The organism is Geminicoccus flavidas (assembly GCF_009806515.1).
In the GTDB taxonomy this organism is placed as follows: Bacteria; Pseudomonadota; Alphaproteobacteria; order Geminicoccales; family Geminicoccaceae; genus Geminicoccus; species Geminicoccus flavidus.
In genome coordinates, this window is record NZ_WUJP01000472.1 from 1 (window position 1) to 5,529 (window position 5,529).

General features: G+C 65.3%; 6 protein-coding genes. 1 reads left to right on the forward strand and 5 read right to left on the reverse strand.

Going from position 1 to position 5,529, the window contains the following annotated elements:
* The 3 genes from EQG76_RS13185 to EQG76_RS13195 form a co-directional block, all read right to left on the reverse strand.
* Nucleotides 1–414: class I SAM-dependent methyltransferase (locus tag EQG76_RS13185; RefSeq protein ID WP_159714028.1), on the reverse strand; the 414-nt coding region annotated here is incomplete at its 3' end.
* A 165-nt stretch (nucleotides 415–579) separates the two neighbouring features.
* The gene (locus EQG76_RS13190; RefSeq protein WP_159714030.1) at nucleotides 580–1,917 is read right to left on the reverse strand and encodes an O-antigen ligase family protein; all 1,338 of its coding nucleotides are present in this window, start codon (nucleotides 1,915–1,917) and stop codon (nucleotides 580–582) included.
* The gene (locus EQG76_RS13195) at nucleotides 1,901–2,740 is read right to left on the reverse strand and encodes a glycosyltransferase (RefSeq protein ID WP_159714032.1); all 840 of its coding nucleotides are present in this window, start codon (nucleotides 2,738–2,740) and stop codon (nucleotides 1,901–1,903) included. The genes EQG76_RS13190 and EQG76_RS13195 overlap by 17 nt, the downstream gene beginning before the upstream one ends.
* Before the next feature lie 510 nt (nucleotides 2,741–3,250).
* On the opposite strand from EQG76_RS13195, the gene EQG76_RS13200 reads away from it, so the two are divergent.
* Nucleotides 3,251–4,384 carry a glycoside hydrolase family 5 protein gene (locus EQG76_RS13200; RefSeq protein WP_159714034.1) on the forward strand — a complete coding sequence of 378 codons (1,134 nt, stop codon included), beginning with the start codon at nucleotides 3,251–3,253 and terminating at the stop codon, nucleotides 4,382–4,384.
* 93 nt (nucleotides 4,385–4,477) lie between these two features.
* Here EQG76_RS13200 and EQG76_RS13205 read toward each other — a convergent pair whose 3' ends face one another.
* Nucleotides 4,478–5,242 carry an SDR family NAD(P)-dependent oxidoreductase gene (locus tag EQG76_RS13205; RefSeq protein WP_159714036.1) on the reverse strand — a complete coding sequence of 255 codons (765 nt, stop codon included), beginning with the start codon at nucleotides 5,240–5,242 and terminating at the stop codon, nucleotides 4,478–4,480.
* Nucleotides 5,239–5,529: 3-hydroxyacyl-CoA dehydrogenase family protein (locus EQG76_RS13210; protein ID WP_235031350.1), on the reverse strand; the 291-nt coding region annotated here is incomplete at its 5' end. The genes EQG76_RS13205 and EQG76_RS13210, both read right to left, overlap by 4 nt.

A 5,529-nucleotide genomic window follows, 5' to 3' on the forward strand; every position in this document is an offset into this window, starting at 1 on the left:
GCAGTAGGCGATGTCGCAGCAGCCGTCTGGCAGCGGCAAGGAGCCGAGCGCGCCGACATGCCACTCGATCCGGTCCGCCACGCCCAGGATCTTTGCGATCTCCCGGCCGGCTTCCAGACGCGGCCCGTCCATCTCGACCGCGATCACCCTGGCCGGCGTGAACATGGCGAATGCCATGGCGAGCCAGCCATAGCCCGCACCCAGGTCGGCGACCACCGTCTGTGCGTCGATCGTCCGGAACTTGTCGATCTGTGCCACGTAGCGCTTGCGGAAGAACTCCAGCGTCAGCGTCACGTCGAGATCGGCATAGTTGCCAGAGCGCAGATGCTCCACCTCGCCGATCCTGGTCAGCGTTTCCGGATCGAGGTGCAAGGGGACAGCGTAGCGCACGCCAGGGTCAATCGCGCTCGGCATCATCGAGTTCCAGCTACGCGTCGGTCGGACCAAGCCACTCATGAGCAGGGAGATCGCGACCGGAGGCCATCTCCCGGACAGCCGCCACAAAAAAGATGACTGGAATCCTGATTCTGTCAAGCTGACTTCCAGACGCAGTCATCTGATTTTCCAGAACAATGTAGATTAATCTGCCGAAGCTCTGGTTTCTGCGGCCGATCTACCGGCGATGACGAAAGCGAACAGCAGAAAAATCCACACCGGGACATAACCGCGCAGCAGTGAGCTTTCCATGAGGTTGTGCATGAGGGCGAAAATGATCAGCCAGCAGCACAGGCGATACAATGCCGGCTGCTCGTGGCGCAGGGCCGGCAGTGCCGCGAAGGCTTGGAGGAAGCTGCCCATCATGAGGGCCAGCCCGGGCAGCCCGATGAACAGGATGACGTCGAGATAGCCGTTATGGGCCTGGTTGAGCAGGTGAATGAAGGGCAGGTCCGCTGCGAGGTTGGGCGAGCCGGGGCCGATATTCCAGAAGGACTGGTAGCCGTAGCCCAGCAGCCAGTGGCCATCGAGCTGCTCCAGGACGAACTGCCAAATGACGTCCCGGTCGGTGAAGGTGGGATCGGGCATGACCATGGCCGCCAGCCGACCAGGGGGGATGCCCATGCCATGGGTGACGAATCCCAGGAGCGCCATCACCACAATCGCCCAGGCGGCAAGGTGCAAGCCGATGCTGAGCCTGGTGCTGCGCGCCATTCTCTGCAGGACCAGGTAGACGCAGGGCACCAGCACCAGCAGCCCGATCGACGTCTTGGAGCCGGCCAGGACTAGGGCCAGCATCCAGCCAGCCAGGTAGGCGAGGTTGAGGAACCGCCCGACCCGGCTGAGCTCCGCATGGATGGTGCCGCCGACCAGCACGGCAATGATGGCGATCGCACCCAGGCCGTTCTTGTCGTCGTAGATCCCGCGGAAGTCGCCGCGCCAGTCGAAGGCGGAAGGCAGCGCCAGCAGGGCCGCCAGGTTGCCCAGAAGCGCGATCGCGAGCCCCAGATGGAGGAGCCGGTGGCAGCGCGCGGTCGACGCGATGCCCAAGGATGCGGCCAGCACGCAGAACACGACCATGGCCTGCTGCAGCGACCGGCGGATCGAGATGCCCGGTTCCACCGCCCAGGCGGCGCTCACCAGGGCGAGCCCGACCAGGGCGAGCAGGCAGGCATGGCGTTCGGTCGCCAGCGCCAAGCAACGGCGCCAGGACGGCAGGATCGCCAATATGCCCAGCAGGGTGGCGCCCAGCCAGAACAACTGGTTGAAGCGGTTGCTTTCGGAGGTTGCCTGCAGATGCGCCGCCACCTCGAGATCGATGAAGTCCGGTGCGCTCAGGACCGGGGTCAGCACCCGCGTGCAGTACAGGACCAGCAGCAGAACGAGCAGGTCGGCCAGCACGCCGCTGAGCAGGAGCCGGGTGAACAGGCCGGGCGACCCTGTCCACCCGGTCGTGCCGGCCGCCTCAGCGCGCAGCGACATGGCCGCTCCGCCGGGATGCCAGCGCAAGGGAATAATGCTCCAGCGTGGCCAGCGAGATCGCATCCGGGTTCAAGGCGGACAAGGGTGCCTGCCCCGGCTCCGGGCGTCGCTGGAGGGAGTCGAGGAAGGCGCGCAGCGGCGCCGGCTCGATCGGCCCGTCCAGCGGCGTCACCCAGTCCGGCCCGACCATCTCGGCGAGTTCGGCGAGCGAACCCTGGAGGCGCGCCAGCACCGGCCGGTCGAACGACAGCGCCAGGAGCAGACTACCCGAGTTCAGCACGGTCTGGTGGTTGAGGACGAAGCCATCGGCTGCGGATACCAGCGCCGTGACCTGCTGGTCGTCCAGATGCCGCGCCATGATCCGCACGCGGCCGTCGTCGCCCGCGAGAGCTCGCAGCCGTTCGGCATAGTCCGGATCTGCGCCACCGGCGATCGCCAGCATCTCCCCATCCCGGGCACAGGACCGAAACGCGGTGATCAGCGCGTCCAGCCCCTTGGAGGGCCGCATGTAGCCGATCGAATAGATGACGGTGCCGCTGGCTGGCAGCCCCATCGCCGCCCGGGCCGCCGGCCTTGCCATCCGCGGCGGATAGGCGGTCCGATAGTGGGGATGAGGCACGACAGCTCTGTGGCGTGTGTGCAACTGTGGGTGGGTGTTCAGCAGCACCTGCTCGGCGGCATGGGTCAGGCTGATGACAAGATCGACCCTGTCGAGGAAGGCGGAGAAGTAGTGCTGCCAGATCCTGGCGCCGGTGGCATCCATCGCTGCATGAGGCGCCAGATTATGTGCGGTCCAGACCAGGATGCCGTTGCGACGGCGCACCCGGTCAATCTTCGCCAAAGTCATGCGGGCGCATAGCTCTTTAGCCAGCTCGCCTGCACCGGCGATCCGCCCCCAGAACACGCTTTCCGGCCAATGAACATGAAGGACATCACAGTCGGGCACACGCAACGACCAGCGCCAGTATTCACGGATCTGAACGCCCTTTGCCAGCATCGGCGAATACAGCAGCCACGTGTATGGGTTTACTTGTCGCTCCTGCAGCCCTGGCCAAGCCCAGATTTTCAAGATTTCACGTCTCTTTCCGGCAAAATGTAGACTTCACCAAGCTAGCGTCAGATCTAGCAAAATAAAATAAGATAGTTTGCATGGAAAAATACCATTACTAGGTGACCAACCCTGCGCTGTTTTGGCCGTGGCAGCACCGCAGGACAGCCGCTTATCCTGAATGACGTAAGGCAGAAGCTTTATTGGTCGGAGAATATCCAGGCCGCACAAGAACAAAATGAGGCCCCACCCCTCGCTTCTGAGGGTCTGCCGATTGGAATGAACATGTTGCGCATCAAGCTGGTTCTTGCGGCCTTCCTGGCCGTTGTTCCGGCGTTCATGGTAGCCGCCACTGGCGCGGTGGCGGTTACCACGAACGCGATTCCAGGTGGCTACTTGAAGACGAGCGGCAACAAGATCGTCGACAGCCAATCCCGCGAAGCTCACATCCTCGGCCTGAACTGGTTCGGGTTCGAGACGCAGAACATGGTCGTGCACGGCCTGTGGGAACGCAATTACGAGGCAATGATCGCGCAGATCGCGTCGCTCGGCTTCAACACGATCCGTCTGCCGTTCTCCAGCGCGATGCTGTCTGGAACCGCGAGCAACGTCAGCAGCATCAAGTACCGCCTCAACACCGACCTGGAGGGCCTGACGCCTCTCCAGATCATGGACAAGATCATCGCGACGGCCGGCAGCCACGGGCTGCGGGTGATCCTGGACAATCACAGCCGCCTGCCCGATGGCAATGACGGCAAGTGGTACAGCGGCACGCGCCCGGAATCACAGTGGATCGCCGACTGGCAGATGCTGGCGACGCGCTATGCCGGCAACACCACCGTGATCGGCGCGGACCTGCACAACGAGCCGTCCGGCACCTGGGGCACGGGCGCTGCCGATGACTGGGCCCGCGCCGCGAAGGCCGCAGGCGATGCGATCCATCAGGTCAACCCCAACTGGCTGATCATCGTGGAGGGCCTGCGCGTCCACAATAACCAGTGGTACTGGTGGGGCGGTGGCCTGACGCCGGTGGCCACGCATCCGATCGTCCTGAACACCCCAAACCGGCTGGTCTATTCCCCGCACGACTACCCGCCGTCCCTGCACGAGCAGCCCTGGTACCAGGCCGGCAACTATCCGAACAATCTGCCGTCGGTCTGGGAGTCGCATTGGGGCTTCATCGAGACGCAGAACATCGCCCCCCTCCTGCTCGGCGAGTTCGGCTCGCGGCTGGAGACCAGCCGCGACGTGCAGTGGGCCGACAAGATGGCCGACTACCTGGAAACCAAGAACATGGACTGGGTGTGGTGGTCCTGGAACGCCAACGGCGAGCCCCGCGGCCTGCTGGAACCCGACTGGACGACGATCAACCAGACCAAGCGCAACTACCTGCTGGACCTGATCGAGCGGACCGACTGATCTCCTGAAGGGCAAAACCGGCCCCCTTGCCCGGATGCGGTGGTTGCCACCGGCCCGGGCAAGGGAACAGGACGGGCTCTTCGCCCCGCCCGATCAGGCCAGCAGCAGGCCCGCGTCGACCGGCACGGTGTGGCCGGTGACCATCTTCGTGCCGAACGCCAGGAACAGGATGACATCGGCCAGGTCGGAGGGCTGGTTGCGGCGCTTGAGCAGGGACTGCTCAATCGAGCCCGTGCGCTGCTCGTCGGTCCACTCGACCATCCAGGGGCTGTCGACCGCACCCGGTGCGATCGCGTTGACCCGGGCCTCGGGCGCCAGGGCGCGGGCCAGGTCCTTGGTCAGGTTGATCAGGGCCGCCTTGCCAGCACTGTAGGCGATCGAGCTGCCGACCCTGCCAAGGCCGGCGATTGAGGCCGTGTTGACCACGGAGCCGCGCCGCTCCTTGAGCGTGGCCGCGGCCGCCCTGGTGCAGCGGAACACGCTGACCAGGTTCACGTTCCAGATGGTCGACCAGATCTCCTCGCTCACCGCGTCGAGATCCTGGGGCGGGATCAGCCTGCGGGTGGCGGGCGTGCCGGCATTGTTCACCAGCAAGTCGAGGCCGCCCAGCTCGCGGACTGCGGCTGCCACCATCGCCTCCGCGTCGCCCGGCTTGCCCACGTCGCCGGGTGCTGCCACCACCTTGCCGCCGGCCTCCGCCAGACGGGTCAGTTCCTGCTCGCCGCGCGGATCGCCGGGCAGGTAGTTGACGGCGACGGCCGCGCCGAAGCGCAGCAGCATCTCGACCGTGGCCAGGCCGATGCCGGAAGCGCCCCCGGTCACCAGCGCGGTCTTGCCCTTGAGGTCATAGCTGATCATCGCGGCACCATCGGCTTGATGTCGCGCAGGGCCTTCTTCAGCGCGAGCAGTCGGTTGTCACGGTCCTGGAACAGTTCGGCCGCCGTGCGGCCACCCCAGTCATAGAAGCCCTTGCCCGCACGCACGCCGGTATGGCCGGCCTCGACCGCACGCTCCAGGCTCTCGGAGCGGCCGGTCACCTCGGGTGGCTGGTAGGTAGCATTTTTCAGATTGTCGCGGATCACCCCGAGCCCGGCGAAGTCCGCCTTGCCCATCACGCCCAGGATCGGCATGCGCAGCGCCAGGCC

Coding starts and splice junctions, on each gene's coding strand:
- EQG76_RS13190 (WP_159714030.1), bottom strand. CDS start 1,917: ATGTCGCTGCGCGCTGAGGCGGCCGGCACGACCGGGTGGACAGGGTCG.
- EQG76_RS13200 (WP_159714034.1), top strand. CDS start 3,251: ATGTTGCGCATCAAGCTGGTTCTTGCGGCCTTCCTGGCCGTTGTTCCG.
- EQG76_RS13205 (WP_159714036.1), bottom strand. CDS start 5,242: ATGATCAGCTATGACCTCAAGGGCAAGACCGCGCTGGTGACCGGGGGC.